At 63.2% G+C, this 18,100-nt stretch carries 14 protein-coding genes; 1 reads left to right on the top strand and 13 read right to left on the bottom strand.

Annotated elements, in window-relative coordinates; all coding sequences use genetic code 11:
- Positions 1-43 precede the first annotated feature (43 nt).
- From FJ953_RS04225 to FJ953_RS04165, 13 genes are all read right to left on the bottom strand, one after another.
- Positions 44-988 (bottom strand): ABC transporter substrate-binding protein, encoded by a 945-nt coding sequence (locus FJ953_RS04225; RefSeq protein WP_140516347.1) that lies wholly within the window; start codon positions 986-988, stop codon positions 44-46.
- Positions 989-1,128: 140 nt separating this feature from the next.
- Positions 1,129-1,473 (bottom strand): peptidase inhibitor family I36 protein, encoded by a 345-nt coding sequence (locus FJ953_RS04220; protein ID WP_140495638.1) that lies wholly within the window; start codon positions 1,471-1,473, stop codon positions 1,129-1,131.
- A gap of 210 nt (positions 1,474-1,683) precedes the next feature.
- Positions 1,684-2,529 carry a DUF1194 domain-containing protein gene (locus FJ953_RS04215; protein WP_140564158.1) on the bottom strand — a complete coding sequence of 282 codons (846 nt, stop codon included), beginning with the start codon at positions 2,527-2,529 and terminating at the stop codon, positions 1,684-1,686.
- Positions 2,530-2,631: 102 nt separating this feature from the next.
- On the bottom strand, positions 2,632-5,193 hold the full coding sequence (locus tag FJ953_RS04210; RefSeq protein WP_140521113.1) for an FAD-dependent oxidoreductase: 2,562 nt from the start codon (positions 5,191-5,193) through the stop codon (positions 2,632-2,634).
- A gap of 148 nt (positions 5,194-5,341) precedes the next feature.
- Positions 5,342-6,100 carry an FkbM family methyltransferase gene (locus FJ953_RS04205; RefSeq protein ID WP_140623256.1) on the bottom strand — a complete coding sequence of 253 codons (759 nt, stop codon included), beginning with the start codon at positions 6,098-6,100 and terminating at the stop codon, positions 5,342-5,344.
- Positions 6,097-7,329, bottom strand: a complete 1,233-nt coding sequence (locus tag FJ953_RS04200; protein WP_140623489.1) for a DUF2029 domain-containing protein — start codon at positions 7,327-7,329, stop codon at positions 6,097-6,099. The genes FJ953_RS04205 and FJ953_RS04200 overlap by 4 nt, the downstream gene beginning before the upstream one ends.
- A gap of 11 nt (positions 7,330-7,340) precedes the next feature.
- Positions 7,341-8,771 (bottom strand): aspartate aminotransferase family protein, encoded by a 1,431-nt coding sequence (locus FJ953_RS04195; protein ID WP_181171562.1) that lies wholly within the window; start codon positions 8,769-8,771, stop codon positions 7,341-7,343.
- Positions 8,772-8,875: 104 nt separating this feature from the next.
- On the bottom strand, positions 8,876-9,883 hold the full coding sequence (locus FJ953_RS04190; RefSeq protein WP_140623252.1) for an NAD(P)-dependent oxidoreductase: 1,008 nt from the start codon (positions 9,881-9,883) through the stop codon (positions 8,876-8,878).
- Positions 9,880-10,329, bottom strand: coding sequence for an EamA family transporter (locus tag FJ953_RS04185; RefSeq protein WP_140521117.1), 450 nt, complete (start codon positions 10,327-10,329; stop codon positions 9,880-9,882). The genes FJ953_RS04190 and FJ953_RS04185 overlap by 4 nt, the downstream gene beginning before the upstream one ends.
- A 123-nt stretch (positions 10,330-10,452) precedes the next feature.
- Positions 10,453-11,805 carry an FAD-binding oxidoreductase gene (locus FJ953_RS04180; RefSeq protein ID WP_140495631.1) on the bottom strand — a complete coding sequence of 451 codons (1,353 nt, stop codon included), beginning with the start codon at positions 11,803-11,805 and terminating at the stop codon, positions 10,453-10,455.
- Between the two features lie 2 nt (positions 11,806-11,807).
- Complete coding sequence (locus tag FJ953_RS04175) at positions 11,808-13,241, bottom strand: UbiA family prenyltransferase (RefSeq protein ID WP_140623250.1); 1,434 nt, start codon at positions 13,239-13,241, stop codon at positions 11,808-11,810.
- Between the two features lie 205 nt (positions 13,242-13,446).
- Positions 13,447-13,710, bottom strand: a complete 264-nt coding sequence (locus tag FJ953_RS04170) for a hypothetical protein (protein ID WP_140521120.1) — start codon at positions 13,708-13,710, stop codon at positions 13,447-13,449.
- Positions 13,711-13,864: 154 nt separating this feature from the next.
- Positions 13,865-16,354 carry a mechanosensitive ion channel family protein gene (locus tag FJ953_RS04165; RefSeq protein WP_140516361.1) on the bottom strand — a complete coding sequence of 830 codons (2,490 nt, stop codon included), beginning with the start codon at positions 16,352-16,354 and terminating at the stop codon, positions 13,865-13,867.
- Between the two features lie 455 nt (positions 16,355-16,809).
- On the opposite strand from FJ953_RS04165, the gene FJ953_RS04160 reads away from it, so the two are divergent.
- Positions 16,810-18,069, top strand: coding sequence for a sarcosine oxidase subunit beta (locus FJ953_RS04160; protein WP_140495627.1), 1,260 nt, complete (start codon positions 16,810-16,812; stop codon positions 18,067-18,069).
- Positions 18,070-18,100: the final 31 nt, after the last annotated feature.

The raw sequence follows: 18,100 nt of genomic DNA, 5'->3' as shown, positions 1-18,100 counted from the left end.
AGCGAAACGGCGGCGCGGGGCGCCGCCGCAAGACAGCGGCCGCTCAGTTCGCCACGGCGCTGGTATCGGCCAGCGTGGAGACGTCAGGCGCTTCCTTGATCAGCCCCATCTGCAGCAGAAGCTCGCCGGCGGTCTTGGAGAAATCCTGGAACTCCTTGGTGAAGAACTGCTTGTTCTCCGCCCGGTCGGCCCATTTCAGGTACTTCGCCGAATCCTCGAACTCCTTGGCCGACTGTTTCACGTCCGCGCCCATGATGCCGTAGGATTTCTGCGGGTCCTTCTTGATCAGGTCGAGCGCGTCGAAATAGCTGTCGGCAAGCGCCTTGGCGGCGTCCGGATTGGCTTTGAGGAATTCGGGCGTGCAGCCGACCGTGTCGAGCACCATCGGGTAATCGAGCGTGGTCGCCAATATGTGGCCCTGGTCGGCCTTGTCGCGCACGGCCGAGATGAACGGCTCATAGGTGACGGCCGCGTCGTTCTGGCCGGCAAGGAACGCCTGCGCCGCCGCGTCCGGCTCGAGATTGACGACCGTGACATCCTTTGTCGACATGCCGTTCTTGTTCAGCACCCAGGCCAGCAGGAAATAGGGCGAGGTGCCCGGCGCCGAGGACGCGACAGTCTTGCCCTTGAGGTCGGCGACGGTCTTGATGTCGTTGCGCACCACGATGCCGTCGGCGCCGTAGGATTTGTCGAGCTGGAAGATCTGCTTGGTGGTCACGCCGCTGGCGTTCCACACCTGCCACGTCTCGACCGTGGTGGCGGCGCATTGCAGGTCGCCGCTGGCGATGGCGAGCGGGCGGCTGGCCTGCGGCACTTTCTTCAAGGTCACGTCGAGGCCGTGCTTCTCGAAGAGCCCCGCCTGTTTGGCGAGCGTTAGCGGCGCGAAGCCGGTCCAGCCGCTGATGCCGATAGTGACCGATGTGGCGGCCATCGCCGGCGCGGACAAGCCGGCGGCAAGCGCCAGCGTAAGGATAATGGTCCTGTTCATGTCAGTTCCCCTTTGTTTTCTCTGGGGGAATGTTCACGGACGCCGCCCGGCTGTCAATGAACAGGGCCGTGTTTGCCCACATCGTCGGCGACGAAGGTTCGCCTTGCCGCCACAAAACGGCAAGGCCGAGGACCTTGTCGTCAATACTGGTCGCAGTAGCACTCCGCGGACGAGATTCGGTCGTTCCAGTCGCTACCGCCGAAATCGCGGACCCTGCGCCTGATCTCGATCGATCGGCCTCCCCTGCGCGAATCCTCATAGGCAACGAGAGTGCAGCCTCGGCGAACGATCACCGACGACACGCGGTCGTTCCAGAACTCGCGGCCGCGAAAATTGACCGAATCGTCGGCCCCGAGCGCGATCGACCGTCCGCGAAAATTGCCATTTTCGAACATGATGCAGGCGGCCTGATCGTCGTATTGGGCGCTGGCGCCGTCGGCGTAAAGCATGGACGCGACCGCAGTCAGGATAGCTAGACGTCTCATCTGGTGTTTCCTCGGTTTGACCGCGTCACCCCGCCCGCCGGATGGCGCGGCAAGGTCAGTTTGCCACTGCTTCTGCCGGACTGGCAAGCCTGGAACAGTTCGGCATTTCACGGAAACGCCGAACCGCTTTAACTATTTTTTTCAATCAATTCCAAAGGGAAAGCGTTACGCGCGTACCGGCAAAGCGCTATGCGCTTTTTCTGGAATTTCTCAGCGGCTATCGAGCATCCAATTGCGGTTGCGCCACATCTTTTCGCCGACCAGGCAATCGCTGGTTTGTTCGGCCTGCGCCAGCACCACCGGCGGACGATTGGCCTGGTCAACCGACCGCGGCGAGGCCGGTCCGGCGAGCTCAAGCACAAGCTTGCGGCGGATAGCTTCGGGAAACTGCGTCCAGTCGTTGACCGGAACCATGAAGGCTCCGGGACCGCCGATGACGCAGTCGCTGTAATAGCGGTCGAGATCGTTGACATCGTAGGCGCTGGTGAAGCCGCCGCGGGTCATCAGCGGCAACCCGTTGATGACGATGCCTTGCTTGACCACCTCGTCGCGGATGATATCGACCGGCGCGCCCTGGTTGTTGGGGCCGTCGCCGGAAATATCGATGACCCGCTTCGTCCCTTGAAAGCCACTTTCGGCGAAAAGGTCCGCGCCGAATTCCAGCGCGCCGGAGATAGACGTGCGCCGCGCGCTGTTGGGAGGCTGGGCGGACAGCCGCGCCACCACCTGCTCGGCGTCGGCGCGAGTGGAGATCACCGTCCACGGCACGATGACGTGCTGCGAGTTGGTGCCAGCCCATTCGACATAAGTAACGGCGATCCTGCCATAAGCGCCGGCGGCGATGGCTTGCAGCACATGATCGTGCGTCAATGCAGCAGCGTAGCCGCGACGCTGGATCTCGAGCTCGTCCGCCGACATGGACAGCGAGACGTCGACCGCCAGCACCAGTTCGACGTCGACGGGTTCGTCCGCGAGCGACACCGGGGCCAGCCACAGCATCAGCGCCAGGGCGGCGGCGCCTGAAAGCAGATGTCTTGCGCGAGCAAAAGCAGACATGCCGCAGGGTAAGCCAGAATCGCCAGCCGAAAAAGAGAAAAGCCCGACCTTGGCCGCCGGGCTTATCCAAAAATTTGCTCACGAGCCCTGCTGGGAGGTTGCCTAGCTTCTCGGCTTCAGATTCTCCGGATCGTAGAGCGGCTTGTAGCCGACACCAGCGACCTCGACCGGATAGGTCTCGCCGAAATACTCCACCTTCAGCTTGCGGCCCTCTTGGGCATAGGCCCATGGCAGATAGGCGAGCGCGATGTTCTTGCCGATGGTCGGGCCGTAGGCGACCGACGTGGTGAAGGAACGGCGGCCGAGTTCGTCGACCAACGTCTCGCCGGTCTCGGGGTCCAGCACCGGCATCGTGCCCACCGGATAACGCGCCACACCCTTGGAATCGGTGTTTTCGGTCATCACCAGCGTGCACAGCATCGCCGGCTGGTGCTCGCGGGCGCGGTATTCCAGGTGCTTGGCCTTGCCGCAGAAGTCGTTCTCCTTGACTTTCGGGCGGGCAAGATCGGCCTCGAGCAGGTTGTACTCGGTGAGCAGATCGGCATTCTGCAAACGCAGGCTCTTTTCCATGCGCCGCGTATTGGCATAGGTCTCGACGCCGAACGGCATGACGCCGGTCGAGCGCAGCGCATCCCAGACGGCCAGGCCGTCCTCGTAGCGCATGTGCAGTTCCCATCCCTGTTCGCCGACATAGGAGATGCGGAAGGCGGTGACGTCCTTGCCGGCGATCCGGATCGGCTTGATCGCGGCGAACGGGAAATTCTCCAGCGCAAGGCCCTCGGGATTCTCGACCACCTTTTGCAGGGTTGCTCGCGCGTTCGGGCCCCAGATGCCGATGGTGACGTATTTTTCCGTCACATCGGTGATGGTGACATCGAAACCTTTATCCTGCGCGGTGCGGCGCATGTACTGGAAGTCGCGCGGGCCGGCGTCCGCGCCATCGATCAAACGGCAGCGGTCGGCCATGCGGATGACCGTGAAGTCGGCGCGCACCATGCCTTCCTCGTCTAGGAAGTGGGTGTAGATGCCCTTGCCGATATTGTTGTCGCCGCCGATCTTGGCCGCGCACAGCCACTCCAGCAGCGCGACGTGGTCAGGTCCCTCGATGTCATACATCGAAAAGTGCGACAGGTTGACGATGCCGCAGTCTTCGCTCATCGCCAGATGCTCGGCATTGGACACGCGCCAGAAATGGCGATTGTCCCATTCGTTCTCGCGCACCGGCACCCGGTTGGCGTATTTCTCCAGAAGATGCTCGTTGGCGGCATAGCCGTGCGCGCGCTCCCAGCCGCCCAGCTCCATGAAATAGCCACCGAGTTCCTTCTCGCGCTCCCAGAAGGGCGAGCGCCTTATGTTGCGGCCCTTGGAGAAGGGCTCGCGCGGGTGCACGGCGGGATTGTAGACCTTCATCGCCGTCTCGGTGCAGCGATCCCAAATGAACTGCTCCTTGGTCTGGTGCGGATAGAAGCGCGCATAGTCGATGGCGTGATGGTCGATCGAGGTGCGGCCGTCCGTCATCCAGTCGGCGATGAGCTTGCCCATGCCCGGGCCGTCCTTGACCCAGATGGCAACGGCATACCACAGCCCCCTCACCTTCTGGCTCTCGCCCATCGACGGGCCGCCATCCGCCGTCACCTGCAGCAGGCCGTTGAAGGAATGGCTTTCGTTGTAGCCGAGTTCGCCCAGGATCGGCGTCAGTTCCATGGCGCGCTCCAGCGGCGCCAGGATCTGCTCCATGTCGAGATCGCGCTGCGAAGGCGAAAGCCGGGCCTGGTCCTTCTCGAGCAGGTCGCGCGGATGGCAAAGGCGCGGATTGGTCTCTTCGTAATAACCCCATTCGATCTGCCCGCCCTCGGCGGTCTTGGGGTCGCCGGTGTCGCGCATATAGGCCGAATTGCCCTGGTCGCGCAGCAGCGGCCAGCCGATCTCCTTGCCCGTGCCGGCGAACTCGTTGTAGGGCCCGAAGAAGGTGAGCGGATGGTCGATCGGCATGACGGGCAGGTCCTCGCCCACCATCTCGGCGATCAGCCGGCCCCAGATGCCGGCGCAGACGATGACGTAGTCGGCCTCGATGGTGCCGCGGTCGGTCACCACGGCGCTGATGCGGCCGTCCTTGACGACGAGCGACCGGGCCGGCGTGTTGGCGAAGGATTTGAGCTTGCCCGAGGCTTCCGCCTGGTCGACGAGCTTGCCGGCGACCGTCTGCGAGCGCGGGATGACCAGGCCGGCGTCGGGATCCCACAGGCCGCCCTGCACCATTGCCTCTTCGATGAGCGGAAATTTCTCCTTGATCTCGGCGGGTTCGATCAGCCGGGCGCGCGTGCCAAAAGCCTTGGCCGAAGCGATCTTGCGCTTGATTTCGTCCATGCGGCTGTCATCGCCGACGCGCGCGACTTCGAGGCCGCCGATGCGCGCGTAATGGCCCATCTTCTCGTAGAAATCGATGGAGTAGAGCGTCGTCCAGCAGGACAGGAAATCGTGGCTGGTGGTGTAGCAGAAGTCGGAAGCGTGCGCCGTCGAGCCGATGTCGGTCGGGATGCCTGATTTGTCGATACCGACAATGTCGTCCCAGCCGCGTTCGATCAGGTGATGGGCGATCGACGCGCCGACAATGCCACCCAGGCCGATGATGACGACCTTCGCCTTGTTCGGAAACTCTGCCATTGCCCGCGACTCCAAGTGCTGTTGCGGGCGGCGTCGGCGCCCGTCTGATCGGCGCACAATATGCAGACGACGATGAGCGCGCTACCGCCTGTTTGCGACACGCCGCGGATGCGTCGCGACCCGACTTGGATCAGGAAAATCGCTGCCGTCAGGCGAAGGCCCAGATGTCCTCGGCCTGGAAACCGACCTGGTAGCCGGCGGTCTTGAGCTTGACCACGACCTGGCCGATCTCCTGAGCGGGCAGTGCGCCGACCTCGACCTTGATCATGCCCGGACGGTAGCGTTGGAGATCGAGTTGCTCGAAGACCATCCAGTCTGCGCCCTCGCAATCGACGAGGAAGGCGTCGATATGGGTTATGCCGTTGCGGTCGAGCAATGTCTGCAACGTCTCGGATGGCACTTCGATGTCCCTGAGATACGGCGCGAACTTGTTGAAATTCACGTCATCCTCGCCCCAGGCATTCTTGCCCGACATCAGGTTGGTGTCGGTGACCGAGGAGCAGCCGATGAACTCGATCGGCAGCGTGCCGGCCTCGAGCGCGGCGGCATCGAAGGTGTGGACGGTGATCGTCCCCCTTATTTTCGTGACGGCAACCGGCTCGATGATGAAGCGGCTGGTATCGGAATAATTGGCGCGCAGGCGCTTCTGGTTATAGGGGATCGGCTCGACCAGCAGGGCACGGGCGCCCGGTATGCGATGCAGCCAGGGTGTGACATCGTCGAACAGGGCGCCGTCGCAGGCGCCGACATTGACCATCTGGAAGGGCCGCCTTGTCCCGCCGAAACGCGCTTTCAGTGCCGCCCCGGCCAGGAATTTCGTGCCGCGCAGCGACGGACCGCGGTCGAGCAAACCAGCCGGAAGGCCAAGCGACAGCGCTATGCGCGTCAGGCTGGACAGCGAACTCATGGCGTGTCTCCGGGAATTGGATGCAAGGCGGCGCGGTGCTGGCCGCGGGCGACTGTCACCCACAGCGCCATGAAAGGGGTGGCCAGCAGCAGGAATGGCGGGACCAGATGCGGGAAATAGATGCGCGTGTCGTGGATCGGGAAGACGGTGAATTTCGCCAGCGCGCCGAGCACGAGCGCGGCAAACAGAATGCCGGCGCGTCGGTCGAGCCGGAAGCCGGTCCGGCCGGCCGCGTACCAGCCGGCCAGCGCCAGCACCGAGACGCCAACCCAGCTGTTCAGGTTGACGGCGCGCAGCAGCGATGCGGCAAATGCCTTGAGATAGGCAACGACCGAGAACGGCGGCTCGAATCCGTCCATGTTGTAGTGCTGCGCGACGCTGGAGAACCACAGATGCGGCCACCAGCCAGGATGATGTGCCCAGTGCGAGATAGCGAAATAGGCGACGAAAGACGCCGCAAAACCGGCCAGCGCACCCCATGCCTTCTGCCGGAAGGCGATGAGCAGAACGGCGAAAACGGCAAGAAAGACAATATTGTCCGGCCGCACCATGAAGGCGAGGAAGAGCAGGATCGCCGTCGCCGCCTCGCGGCCCCTGACATAGGCGTAAAGCCCGCCGAGCAGCAGTGCCGAAGTCAGCAGATCCGGCGTCGAGGCGCGCGCCGCATCGCCGAAATCGGCCATGATCAACACCGCGCCGATCACCGGCGCCAGCGCCAGGGCCTTTTCCGAGCGCAGCCAGAGCAGCGTGATCGCGCCGAACAGCAGCACCGAGGCTACCTGCACCAGCCGCATCGCCTCGACCGGCGACATCGCCGCGCTCAGCGTCGACAGGATCTCGGCGTAGAGGAACTTGATCCGGTACATGCCGAGCAGCGAATGGAAGTCGGCGGCATTCTCCGCCATGTGGCTGCGGAAGCCGCCGCCATCATCGGTCAGCGTCTTGTAGTCACCTGCCGAGACCCCGGCCTTGACGGTGTTGTAGGCATAATCATGCAGCGCCTGCGCATCGGGGTATGTGCCTTCCTCTGATATGGCGAGATAGGGAAGCATGTCCCAATTAGAATCGGGCATCAACCAGGCCGTCAGCGCCGTCAAAAGGATGTAGAGCGCGAAAGCCGCCGCGCCGATGGGTGCCGCCAGCCGCGCATAGGTCCCCTCACCCCACGCCAGGCCGGCCGCTGTGAGCCGGTCGAGCGGGTTTTGCGGAGTGGGCGACTTGGTCAGCATCGTCGTGGGGCTCAACGAACCTGGCTTTTGACGAAATCCTTCACGATTCCCACAATGCCGCGCGACAAAAGGCTGTCGAAAGCATCGACAAACCGGTCGACATGCTCGCGCTGGCAGATCAGCGGCGGCTCGAGCCGGATGACGTTGCGGTTGTACTCGGTGAAGGCGACGAGCACGTCATAGTCACGCAGCAGCAGCGCGCCGACGAAGCCCGACAGCGAGCCCTTCAGCTTGTCGTCAAGCACGCTGACCACCGGCCGCAACACCGTGGGCAAGGTCTGCGAGAAATCATGGAACTCGAGCCCGATCATGAGCCCCTTGCCGCGGACGTCCTTGATGATCTTGGGGTATTTGTCCTTCAGTGCCTGGAGGCGCTGCAAAAGGTACTCGCCGGTAGCGGCGGCATTGTCGATCAGGCCCTCGTCATAGAGAACGTTGAGCGCTTCGATCGAGGTGACGCAGGCCTCGCCCATACCGCCGAAAGTCGCCATGGCATGGATCATCGCCGTCTTCGGCGTGCCATAGGCTTTCATATAGATCTCGCGCCTGGCGACCATCGCGCCGACCGCCGCCTTGCCGCCGCCGAGCGACTTGGCGAGCGCCGTCACGTCGGGAACGACGCCATAATGTTCGAAGGCATAGAAGCGGCCGGCGCGGCCATAGCCGCACTGCACTTCGTCGGCCACCCACAGCACACCGTATTGATCGCACAATGCGCGCAGCTTCTGCCAATATTCCGCGGGCGCCTGGATGATGCCGCCGCCGCCCTGGATGGTTTCCAGCACGATGACGCCGATCTCGGGATCGGAGCGGAATGCGCGCTCGACCGCTTCGATGTCGGCGAACGGAATCCGGACCGCATTGTCGGCCACCTTGAAATCGGCGCGGTAGAGCTGGCCGTCGGTGATCGCCAGCACACCCTTGGTCTTGCCGTGGAAGGAATTCTCGGCATAGACGATTTTGGGCCGCTTCGGACCGGCGGCACGCTCGGCGAGTTTTACCGCCGCTTCCATCGCTTCCGAGCCGGACGAGCCCAGAAACACCATGTCGAGATCGCCGGGCGAACATTTGGCGATGTTGTGGGCCAACGCGGCCGCATATTGCGACATGAAGGCGATGGCGATCTCCTGGCGCTTCTCCTCCTGGAATTTTTTCCGCGCTTCGAGGATGCGCGGATGGTTGTGGCCGAAGGCCAGCGAACCGAAGCCGCCGAAGAAATCCAGGATCTTGCGGCCGTTCTGGTCGATGTAGAACATGCCCTCGGCGCGCTCGATCTTGACCTTGTGGAAGCCGAGCAGCTTCATGAAATGCAGCTGGCCCGGGTTGAGATGCGCCTTGAACAGGTCCGTCATCGCAGCGACGTCCATCGCCTTGGCCTGCTCGACGCTGATCAGGTCAGGCTTGGCGATGGTGGCTGGCGACAGCGCCGGCGCGCTGACCATGGTGCGTGCGCTCGCCTGATCGGGCTTGGCCATGACGGTCATTTCAATCTCCTGTCCGCGCGCAGGATCGGGGATCGTGCGCAAATGAAACTGTTGGCGGGCTGCTATTCGGCGGGCACATGTTTGGTGGCGACGGCGTGGCCGGCCTTCCTGGCGCGGTATTCGCTGTAGGCGGCGATCAGCATGTCCTCGTCGCGATGTTGCGGCACCCAGCCGAGCTGGCGTCCCGCTTTGGAGACGTCGAGCACGCACTCCTCGTCGGCGATCAGATATTGCTCCGGATCCATGATCGGCAGGTTCATCAGGTCGAGCAGGTCCAGCGTGCGCTTCACCGCCCAGCCCGGTGTCGGGATCAGGATCGATTTCGAACCGGCATGCCTGATCAGGTCGCCGAGCAATTTCCTGACCGGCGGCGGGTTGAGCGAACCCAGATTATAGGCCTCGTTCGGTACGCCGGCTTTCCAGGCCGCGCGGGCCGCTTCCGCACAATCGAAAACAGAAATGAACTGGTATGGATTCCGGCCCGAGCCGATCAGCGGCACCGGAAGGTTCCAGTCGATCAGCTTGAACAGCTTTTCAAGGATGCCGAGGCGGCCGGGACCGATGATCAGGCGCGGACGAAACAGCGAGATCGACATGCCGCGCTTGCGCCATTCGGCGGCCAGTTCCTCCGTCTTCTGCTTCGACCAGCCATATTCGCCGAGCGGCGCGACCGGATGCTCCTCGGTCATCGGGAAGGTGACCGTATGGCCGTAGATCATGTCGGTCGTGTAGTGGACAAGCCTGGGTGCGCCGGCCTTGTCCATCGCCTGCATGATATGCTCGGTGCCATGGAAATTGACCGGAAAGAAGAAATCGTGCCGCTTGGCGCGCACCTGGATCGGCGACAGCATCTTTGCCGACAGATTGTAGATCATGTCATCGGCCTTCAGCCCGACCGCCGCCACCGATGCGGGATCGGTCACGTCGCAATGGATGAAGCCGGCGTTGCGATAATGCGCAAGATCGCTCTTGACGATGTCGGCGACGACAACCTCCTCGCCATCCGCCACGAGCTTCGGGGCAAGGTGGCGACCGACAAAGCCGTCGCCGCCGAAAATCACATGTCTCATCGAACGATCTCGCTGGTGCCGATCTTGTCGGAGGTGATGGAAACGGTCTGCTCGTCATGCCCGTGGTCACCCAGGTCTCGGCCGCTTTGGGCGATCAGCACCGTGCCCACGCAGATGCAGCCGATACCCGCGATGCGCCAGCCATTGAGGTCCTCGCGAAAGACGAAATAGGCGAAGACCGCGACGGCGACATAGGCGAGGCTAAGGAACGGGTAGGCAAAGGAAAGCTCGACCTTGGACAGCACGTAGAGATGCGAGGCCATGGAAATGACGAAGGTGCACAGGCCGAGGAACACCCAGGGGCTGAAGACGATCTGCAAAAGCCTGATAAGCGGGTTGGCGCCTTCGAACGAGATCGGTCCAAGCGACATCATGCCTTGCTTCAGCATCAGCTGCGCGGCCGCATTGGTCATGACCGTAAAGAGAATGAAGACGATATATTTCATAGCTGCTCACCCACCCGTGACGCCTTCTATTACAAACCCGAAAAGATTTCGTGAACTCACAAGGATATTTTGAGTAAATCTCCTCGTTAACCAGTCGCTAACCAAGATCCATTTCAATTTTATCTATTCGGCGGCCTCGGCGCCCCGCCTTCCCAGGTCGATGTTTTTCGCGGTGCGCGCCCAGAAGCCGGACATGAAGGCCGGATCGCGCTGCGCCTCCAGCCGCGACCACTCCGGAAAGGACGCGGCGAAGGTTGCGGCACTCATGCGCGCATCCTTGTAGGGGTTGACCGCTCCGCCGGCTCCGATGGCGATGCGGTCGAGTTCATCCAGCAATGCCAGGGTCGCGGCTCCCCTGTTGGGGAAATCCAGCGTCAGCGTGTAGCCAGGCCGCGGGAAGGAGAGCAGCGCCGGGGATCGGACGCCGCCGAAGCGTTTCAGAACAGTGAGGAACGAGCCCTGCCCCGCCCGCCTGGCAGCCGCGAGCAGCATCGGCACCGCTTCACGCGCGGCTTCTTCCGGCACAACGCTCTGGTGCTGGAACAGCCCGTTCGGACCGTAAAGCCTGTTCCAATCGCGCACACCGTCCAGCGGGAAGAAGAAGTCCTGGTAGCCGACCTGGCGCGGCGCGGCAGAGCGGCCCTTCCGCCATCGGTAGGCCGCATTGAAGGCGCTCAGGAACGGCCGGCTGAGCACATTGAAAGGCGGCTGGAACGGCACCGCGAAATTGCCGCCGGCACGCGCGGCGGTGTGCGAGCCATGCTCGGCGTGGTTGCCTGTGAACAGCAGGCCGCGCCCGCTGCGCCTGCCGCCGGCGAGCTGATCGATCCAGGCGACGGCATATTCATTGGCCTGGTCCGCCGCCTCGGCCAGGTCGAAGAACTCGCCCAGGTCGCGAAACGGCGTCACCTTCTCGATGATGTCGAGGGAATGCACCCGCATCAACCGGATCGAGGCCGACAGGATCAGGCCTGTCAGCCCCATGCCGCCGATCGTCGCCCGGAACAACCGCGGATTGTCCGTGGCGGAGCAGCGGTAGGTCTGTCCATCGGACCGCAGCAGCGTGAGGCTTTCGACATGGCAGCCGAACGTGCCGCGCCGGTGATGGTTCTTGCCGTGGACGTCGTTGGCTATGGCGCCGCCGAGCGTGACGAACTGCGTGCCCGGAACGACTGCCGGGAAGAAGCCGTAGGGCGCGGCGTGGGCAATGATGTCGGACAAAAGCACGCCCGCATCCGCTTCGAGAAGGCCGGTCTCGGCATTGAAGGCGCGGATGCGGTTCAGCGGCCGCATGTCGACGACCGCGCCGGCCTCGTTCTGGCAGGAATCGCCGTAGGATCTGCCATTGCCATAAGCAAGCAGCGAGGCTTGCCTGGCCTGGCCGCCCTTCAGCAACACGATCGCGTCATCGATGCCGATGACGCGGGGCGCGGGCAACGTCGCGCGCCCGAAGCTGTCGAAGCGCTCGCCGGCCATGTCTACCAGCCCCCAATCACCAGCAGCACGGCGCCGATCAGCACCACGATCTGGCTGCGCCAGTCGCGGATGATGAACACGACCGGATCGTCATGCATCTCATCGCGACGCGCCAGGATCCAGACCCGCATGGTGAGATAAAGCACGATCGGCGGCAGCGGCCAGATCAGCCAGGGATGCGGGTAGAGCTCACGCACCGCGACACTGTCCATGTAGAGCGCCAGCACCAGTGCCGAGGAGAAGGCCGAAGCCATGCCGGCCTGAGCGACAATCTCCTGGTCCTCGGTGCGATATCCGCGCCCGGCAATGCGCTCGCCGGGTGGAATGGCCGTGGTGCGCAATTCGACGAAGCGCTTCACCAGCGCCAGCGACAGGAAGAAGAAGATCGAGAAGGCGAGCAGCCAGAACGAGACCTCGACGCCGGTCGCGGCCGCGCCCGCCAGAACGCGGATCGTGTAGAGGCCGGCCAGCGTCAGCACGTCGACCAGCAGCATGCGCTTGAATGACAGCGAATAAGCCGTGGTGACAGCCATGTAGCCGCCGAGCACGGCGAGGAATTCGGGCGCCAGAAACAGTCCTGTGCCGATGCCGATCGCCAGCAGCACCGCGATCGCGCCGATCCCGAACGGGATGGAGAGCGCGCCGCTGGCGAATGGCCTGTGACGCTTGGTGGCATGCTTGCGGTCAAGCGCCAGGTCGAAGAAATCGTTGAGGATATAGATGGCCGACGCCACCGCGCTGAACGAGATGAACGCCAGCACGCACTCCCAGATCATGCCGGCGTTGAAATATTCATGCGACAGCACCATCGGCACCGCGATCAGCGAATTCTTCAGCCACTGATGCACGCGCAGCATTTTGACGATGGTCCGCAATGTCGGTTTCGGCGCCGACATGGTTTCGGCGCCATGCGCCGCCTGCCAGCGCGCGGCGTGGCGGTCCGGCGCCACCACGATCGCGCTGCGTGCCGCATCGAAAACCTGGAGATCATGGCGGCTGTTGCCGGCATAGTCGAAGCCGCCATCGCCATAGGCCGCGACAAGCGAGGCACGTTTCTTGCCGGAAGTCAGATTGTCGACCCCGTCCGTCGCAAGCACCCTGTCGAAGACACCGAGGTGGCGAGCGATGGCGTCGGCGAATTTGCGCGGCGTGCCTGTCGCCAGCACGATCTTGCGGCCTTCGGCATGCTCGGCCCGTATGCGGTCGAGCAATGGCGCGCGGTAAGGCAGCGACGCGGGATCGATATCGACGCGCTGGGCGATGGCCTGCTTCAGCCGGGCCGGCCCGGCGGCGGCCCAGAAAGGCACGAGGAAAATGTAGAGCGGGTTCTTCTTGAGAAGGATGAACAGTCCTTCCCATAGCAGGTCGGTCGCGATCAGCGTGCCGTCGAGATCGACCGCAAGCGGTATTGCGTTTCCGTCGGACCGCGCGTCCATGTCGTCCTGCCCTGCCTCGAACCCGCCGCGCCGTTTGTCGGCGTCTTCGCAAGACGTATAGCGGGGAGACGGCGTAACGAACGTTAAAACGCCCGGTTGTGGGCGGCTGCCGCCGCGGTATTTCCGGCGTCATTGTTAAACAACTGTTACCGAAAACAATAAAAGGCCGGACAAATGTCCGGCCTTTCAAGGCATGCCGTCGAAATTACTTGATGCGGGCGACGCCGCCCGAGATCTCGACCGTTTCCGAGCCGGTCAGGGCTTCGAGGTCGCCATTGGGCAAGGTGACGAAGCAGCCATTCGGGCAGAATTCCACGGTTTCGCCGGCGGCCAACGCCAGGTCGGTCTTGCTGCCGCCTTCCGTCACGATCAGCGTGCGGGTCTCGGCGTCCTTGTTGACCGCGCTGGCGGAATGGGCCGAGCCGCTCACGGCGAGCAAGGCGACGGCAGCGACGAGAGACTTCCACATGTGCAATATCGGTGTTCCCACCGCCTCTGTTGCATTTCGCAAGGCATCCTCGCCTTTGCATGGGAGCTTATATGAGATGGAAGCTGAACCGCAACTGAATGCCGCATTCATGCCGCAATTGGTTTCGACGGCCTGAAACCTTCCGATCGCCGATCTAATCCGGATCAGGTTTCTTCGCCTTGCGTCCCGATCTGGCTAGACGTTTGGCCTCGGCCGCGGCTTCCGCCTTTGCTCGTTCCTGCTCGGCGAAATCGGCCTCGATCTTGTCGTCGTCGGTCGGCCAGGCCTTCGCATGCTTGGGCTCGACGACCGCGCGTGGCGTCGAGGGTATCTCAATATGCTGGTCGCTGAACGTCTCCAGCACGGTGAAGCGGATATCGTTCTGCACGATGTTGCCGTTCATCACATCCGCCAGGAACAGGCGGATCTCGAATTCCAGCGCGGCAGGCCCGAAATTGGAAAACAGCACGAAGGGTTCGGGGTTCTTCAGCACCAGCGGATGACCGCGGGCGATCTCGAGCAGGACGGCGTGCACCTGCTTGACGTCGCTGCCATAGGCGACGCCGACCTTGATGTCGATGCGGCCGAGCTTGTTGCGGTGCGTCCAGTTGCCGACGGCGTTGTTGATCAGGTTCGAATTGGGCAGGATCACCGACTGCCGCTGGAAGGTCTCGATCTCGGTGGCGCGCACGCTGATCTTCTTGACGGTGCCGCTGATGTCGCCGGCGACGATCCAGTCGCCGACCTTGAACGGCCGCTCGGCCAGCAGGATCAGGCCCGAGACGAAGTTCGACACCACGTTCTGCAGGCCAAAGCCGATGCCGAGGGAAAGCGCGCCGGCGACCAGCGCCAGGCTGGACAGATCGATGCCCGCCGCCGAGATGCCGATCAGTGCCGCGAGTGCCACGCCGGCATAGCCGACGGCCAGCCGGATCGAGTTGCGCACGCCCGTGTCGACCTTGCCGCGCGCCATCACCGAACCGTCGAGCCAGCCCTGGAACCAGCGCGTCAGGAAATAGCCGATGATGAAGACGACGATGCCCGAAAGGATGCCGGTGACCGAAATCGTCACCGAACCGATATTAATCCCAGTCGCCAGTTTGTAAGCCCAGGCCTGGATGTCGCCCGGTTGGAAGCCCCACATCAACAGGATCAGCGGCAGGAAGACCAGCACGATCATCACATTGATGGCGACGCTGACGACAAGGCCGAGCTGGTCGAGTGCGGTGTCCTCGTAGCTGGAATTGGCCGACAGCCAGCGCCCGACCGACGTATTGGCGAAGGCGCCCTCGTCGCCGATCGCCTGTGCCGACAGGAAGCCGATATAAGCGGTGACGAGCGCCGTGCCGGTGACCACCACCTGCAGCGACACGAACAGCGCAAGGCCGATATAGCCAAGCAAGGCGGCTATGATGGTGAAGAGCCCCAGAGCCAGCGCCAGGTAGCGCAGCCATGCCGGCCAAGGCCGCCAGCTGCCGTCACGGGCCTTGAACGGCCGCAGCATCGCCATCAGGATCAGGATGATGCCGACGACGATGGTGGCCACGAAACTGCGCGCGATCGTCAGCGACAGCGGCGATCCCATCTTGTCGTTGATGACGGACAGGAAGGTGTTGACGCTGATGACCACGGCCATGGCGGTGGTCAGGCGCACCAGCCAACGCGCCGGGCCGGATTCGACCGGGATCAGGCGCCAGTTCGGCAGCCTCGGCTCGAGCGCCGCATTGGCCAGCCGATTGACGCAGAACACCACCCCGATGACCGTCGCCAGCGCGTTGAGGAAAAGGCCAATGTCGCCGCGCAAAACGTTGTAATAGTTGAAAAAGAAAATCGTCGATCCAAGAAAGGCGCCGACCGCCAGCGTCGGCAGCAATGTCGACCAGAAGGCCACCGACAGGCGGCTGAGATAGGACGGGTCCTCATTGGACGGATCGGCTTCGAACACCCGTCCAAACAACCGCCTGCCGCCGACCAGAAGCACCAGGGCCAGCCCGAGCGCCACGAAGGTAGCCGCCAGAATGGCCTGGAACTTGAACCTGAAGGCGAAGCTCAGCCAGGACGAGACCGCCTTGTAGAAATTGCCGAACTCGTCGCGGGCGTCGGAAAAGACCTGTGGGCTCAGCGCATCCGACAGCACATAGCGCTTGGTCAGGAGATTGCGGAAGAGCGCGCTGCGCATGTTGCCGATCTTGTCGATCATCCCGCTGATGCGGATCGACAGCGTCTGCGCCTGCGCGATGACCGCGTTGATCTCGGCCTTTTCGGAGACCAGCGCCTGGCGCTCGGTGCTGACGATATCGGGCTCGGGCGGCTGGCCGGCGGCGGGTGCCGGGCCGAGTTGCTCGAGCCGGCTGTTGATCTCGCTAAGGCGGGTGCGGAAGGCCAGCGCGCTGTTCAGCGATTGCCGCGACAACTCCTCGAGCTGCAGGCGGATATCGACGAGAGTGGCATCGTCATCACCGTCCTGCTGGATCTTCTTGTCGAAATTGTCGGTCTTGGTCGTCAGGTCCTGAAGGATTTTCTGCTGGTCGGCGACCAGTCCGGCAGGCGCCTGGCCAAGCCCTTGCGCCGACGCATCGAACGAAAGCGGCGCCGCAAGGACAAGCGCGAACATCAAGACGAGACGAAGCAATTTGAAAAACATGATTTGTTGGCGACTCAAGGCGGCAATGGCAATTGAATTTGCCTGTCCTTGATAAAGACGGCCATATCATGGGGCAAGCCGTCGCATCCGACCGCCAGGGCTCCGAACTCGGGGCAACAAGGGGCCCGATGGCGGCCAATCCCGCGCGCCGGCACTTTTTATGATAGGAATTTTTTCTTGACTGGGTGAAGGCAGCTATGGTAGATATTCGGTCATGGTGCTGAGTTGCGCCAACGACCCGCCGCACAGGCGGGTTTTCCGTTCAATGCTCCATCAACAGCGTACCGTCGAAGGAACCCGTTAACCCGGATTCGTTTGCCCTGATCCGACCGCACCTGCGCTGATCTGGCGGTGGCCGGAGCGTCGGCCAGTCGAAAGGCGATGGCGCAATATTGGCTTTGCGCGTGCGGCCTGCTCTATAGTCTGCCGCATCGCCCGAAACGGACATCATATCCATGGCAGAGTACTCGGCCCTTTCGCTGCTCGCGAATGCGCTCAAGGGAAACAAGGACTGGAAGCCGGCCTGGCGCAAGCCGGACCCGAAGGCATCCTACGACGTCATCATCATCGGTGGCGGCGGGCACGGGTTGTCGACCGCCTATTATCTCGCCAAGGAACACGGCATCACCAATGTCGCGGTGCTGGAGAAAGGCTGGCTCGGCTCCGGCAATGTCGGCCGCAACACCACCGCCGTGCGCTCCAACTATCTGCTGCCCGCCAACACCCGCTTCTACGAGCATTCGATGAAGCTGTGGGAGAACCTGTCGCACGATCTCAACTACAACGTCATGTTCTCGCAGCGCGGCTGCCTGAACCTGGCGCACACGCCGGCCCAGTTCGACGACTATGCACGGCGCGGCAACGCCATGCGCCATCTCGGTGTCGACGCCGAACTGATGACGCCGGCGCAAATCAAGCGCCTGATCCCCGCGCTCGATATTTCCAGTGATGCACGCTTCCCCGTGGTCGGCGGCCTGATGCAGCGGCGCGCCGGCACCGCCCGCCACGACGCCGTGGCCTGGGGCTATGCGCGCGGCGCCGACCGGCGCGGCGTCGACATCATCGAGAATTGCGAGGTCACCGGCTTCCTGCGCGACGGCGACCGCATCACCGGCGTCACCACATCACGCGGCGACATCCGCGCCAAGAAGGTGGCGGTCGCGGTGGCCGGCAGCACCGGCCGGGTGATGCAGCTTGCCGGCATCGAGACGATGCCGATCGAGAGCCATGTGCTGCAGGCCTTCGTCACCGAATCGCTGAAGCCCTTCATCGATACGGTCGTCACGTTCGGCATGGGCCATTTCTACATGTCGCAATCGGACAAGGGCGGCCTCGTCTACGGCGGCGACATCGACGGCTACAACAGCTACGCCCAGCGCGGCAACCTGCCCATCGTCGACGAGGTGATGAGCGAGATGCTGGCGCTGTTCCCGGGGCTTGCCCGCGTGCGCATGCTGCGCTCCTGGGGCGGCGTCTGCGACATGTCGATGGACGGCTCGCCCATCATCACCACCGGGCCCCTGCCCGGCATGTATCTCAACTGCGGCTGGTGCTATGGCGGCTTCAAGGCGACGCCCGCCTCCGGCTGGTGCTTTGCCTGGACCATCGCCAAGGACGAGCCGCATGACCTCAACGCCCCCTTCACGCTCGACCGCTTCCATCGCGGCCTGGTGATCGACGACAAAGGCCAGGGCGCCAATCCCAGACTGCACTGAACAATATCTCTCCAAGCAAGGCTTCACCAAG

Origin of the sequence: Mesorhizobium sp. B2-3-6, assembly GCF_006442305.1 — a bacterium.
In the GTDB taxonomy this organism is placed as follows: Bacteria; Pseudomonadota; Alphaproteobacteria; order Rhizobiales; family Rhizobiaceae; genus Mesorhizobium.
Note: the sequence above shows the minus strand (reverse complement) of the source record. Positions and strands in the feature narration are given on the sequence as shown.

Coding starts and splice junctions, on each gene's coding strand:
- FJ953_RS04225 (WP_140516347.1), bottom strand. CDS start 988: ATGAACAGGACCATTATCCTTACGCTGGCGCTTGCCGCCGGCTTGTCC.
- FJ953_RS04220 (WP_140495638.1), bottom strand. CDS start 1,473: ATGAGACGTCTAGCTATCCTGACTGCGGTCGCGTCCATGCTTTACGCC.
- FJ953_RS04215 (WP_140564158.1), bottom strand. CDS start 2,529: ATGTCTGCTTTTGCTCGCGCAAGACATCTGCTTTCAGGCGCCGCCGCC.
- FJ953_RS04210 (WP_140521113.1), bottom strand. CDS start 5,193: ATGGCAGAGTTTCCGAACAAGGCGAAGGTCGTCATCATCGGCCTGGGT.
- FJ953_RS04205 (WP_140623256.1), bottom strand. CDS start 6,100: ATGAGTTCGCTGTCCAGCCTGACGCGCATAGCGCTGTCGCTTGGCCTT.
- FJ953_RS04200 (WP_140623489.1), bottom strand. CDS start 7,329: ATGCTGACCAAGTCGCCCACTCCGCAAAACCCGCTCGACCGGCTCACA.
- FJ953_RS04195 (WP_181171562.1), bottom strand. CDS start 8,771: ATGGTCAGCGCGCCGGCGCTGTCGCCAGCCACCATCGCCAAGCCTGAC.
- FJ953_RS04190 (WP_140623252.1), bottom strand. CDS start 9,883: ATGAGACATGTGATTTTCGGCGGCGACGGCTTTGTCGGTCGCCACCTT.
- FJ953_RS04185 (WP_140521117.1), bottom strand. CDS start 10,329: ATGAAATATATCGTCTTCATTCTCTTTACGGTCATGACCAATGCGGCC.
- FJ953_RS04180 (WP_140495631.1), bottom strand. CDS start 11,805: ATGGCCGGCGAGCGCTTCGACAGCTTCGGGCGCGCGACGTTGCCCGCG.
- FJ953_RS04175 (WP_140623250.1), bottom strand. CDS start 13,241: ATGGACGCGCGGTCCGACGGAAACGCAATACCGCTTGCGGTCGATCTC.
- FJ953_RS04170 (WP_140521120.1), bottom strand. CDS start 13,710: ATGTGGAAGTCTCTCGTCGCTGCCGTCGCCTTGCTCGCCGTGAGCGGC.
- FJ953_RS04165 (WP_140516361.1), bottom strand. CDS start 16,354: ATGTTTTTCAAATTGCTTCGTCTCGTCTTGATGTTCGCGCTTGTCCTT.
- FJ953_RS04160 (WP_140495627.1), top strand. CDS start 16,810: ATGGCAGAGTACTCGGCCCTTTCGCTGCTCGCGAATGCGCTCAAGGGA.